2 protein-coding genes are annotated in these 1,861 nt (G+C 59.3%); both read left to right on the plus strand.

What is annotated here, in order from left to right:
- Nucleotides 1-1,249, plus strand: a 1,249-nt coding sequence (locus KDK13_RS15270; RefSeq protein ID WP_257285836.1) for a terminase large subunit, incomplete at its 5' end; no start/stop codon positions are given.
- Nucleotides 1,246-1,861 (plus strand): phage portal protein (locus KDK13_RS15275; RefSeq protein ID WP_257285837.1); only part of this gene is annotated, 616 nt, incomplete at its 3' end. The genes KDK13_RS15270 and KDK13_RS15275, both read left to right, overlap by 4 nt.

The following is a 1,861-nucleotide window of genomic DNA, read 5'->3' on the forward strand; positions in this document are numbered from 1 at the left end:
CATCGTGTTTGACGCCGCCCGCGACATGACCCGCCAGTCATCGCTGCGCTATCACCTGCAGGCCTTCAACCACAGCGTCTGCCACGAAGCCAGTGCCAGCAGCTTCAAGCCGCTGGCCAGCGACTCCGACACGCTGGAAGGCAAGAACACCCACTGCGCCATCATTGACGAACTGCATGCGCACAAGAACCGTCGTGTGTACGACGTGCTGGAGCTGTCCCTGGCGGCCCGCCGACAGCCATTGCTGCTGGTCATCACCACCGCCGACAGTGACCGCACCGGCATCTGCTACGAGGTGCGCAATTATTTGACCAAGGTGCTCGAAGGCGTCATTGACGACGACAGCTGCTTTGGCATGATCTACACCCTGGACGACCCGGAGCAGTGGAAAGATCCCGACCAGTGGGTCAAGGCCAACCCGAACCTGGGCATCTCGGTCAAGCTGGAAGACATGCAGCGCCTGTGCCAGAAAGCGCAACAGAACCCGGCCGCCGCCAGCGAATTCAAACGCAAGCGGCTGGACATCTGGGGAGCCGGTGAAGACGTTTTTTTCAACATGGAGTCGTGGTCACGGTGTCCAGCGCTGGCCAGCGAAGCGCAGCTGCAGACCCTGCCCTGCTACTTCGGTGTTGACCTGGCCAGCAAGCTGGACATCACCGCCCTGGTGGCGCTGTTTTGCGATGAAGAGCGGCGCTATCACCTGAAAGTGCATTTCTGGTTGCCAGAGGTGCAGACAGACGACCAGCGCACCGGCAAGTCGCACCACGTCCAGCAGCTTTATAAAGCCTGGGCCGAACAGGGTTTGCTGACATTAACGCCCGGCCAGATTGTCGATTACGACGCCATCCGCCAGACCATCAATGACTGGGCCGATCAATATCACCCATTGGAAATAGCTTACGACCCATGGGGTGCCACGCAACTGGCCACCCAGCTGGCGGAAGAGGACGAACGGGTCATGACCGAAGTGGGCCAGACCGTCAAGCAACTCAGTGACCCAATGAAAGAGATCCAGGCGCTGATCATCGACGGCCGTCTGCACCACGACCAGCACCCGGTAATGAACTGGATGATGTCCAACGTCACCGCCCGGGTTGACCGCAACGACAATGTTTTTCCCAACAAGGACACGCCGGACAACAAGATTGATGGCCCGGTGGCCCTGATCACCGCCATGTCCCGCGCCATGATAAGAGAAAATGTGGGTTACCACGACACACCTATACCTGACTTTGTAATGACCGGATGAAACTGTTCAACAGCAAACGACAACTGCAGCAGGAACTGGCCCAGGTTAAACAGGAGCTGGCCACCATCAAGGCCGAAGCGGACGCTGCTGAAAGCCAGGGCCGCACGTTTGAAGAACTGATGGACGTCCTGAACGTTAAATCGCATTCAGGTGCTGTGGTCACGCATCAAAGTGCGCTGCAGGTCGCCGCCGTGTTTGCCTGCGTGTCGCTGATCTCCGGTGCCATTGCCTCGATCCCGCTGAAAATTTACCAGCGCAAGGCCGATGGCATCCGTGAAGAGAGCGACCACCATCCACTGCTGCTGAAACTCTGCCTGGAGCCGTCGCCCATGGTCACCGCGCTGGTGTTCTGGGAGACCCTGGTCACCGACATGCTGCTGGACGGCAACGCCTACGCGGTGATTGACCGCGACCTCAATGGTCGGGTCCGGCGGCTGATTTACGTCAACCCGGCCAGCGTCAATGTCCGGCTGGTCGAGGGCGAACTCAGTTACATCGTCGCCATCAGCCCGGACCGGGAACAATTGCCCCGGGCTACCAAAGACGACATTGCCTTTGTTGGTTTCTACCCCAGCGGCATCCTGCACTTTCGCGGTGTCGGCTGGAACGGCA

Origin of the sequence: Endozoicomonas sp. SESOKO1, assembly GCF_024606265.1 — a bacterium.
Taxonomy (GTDB): Bacteria; Pseudomonadota; Gammaproteobacteria; order Pseudomonadales; family Endozoicomonadaceae; genus Endozoicomonas.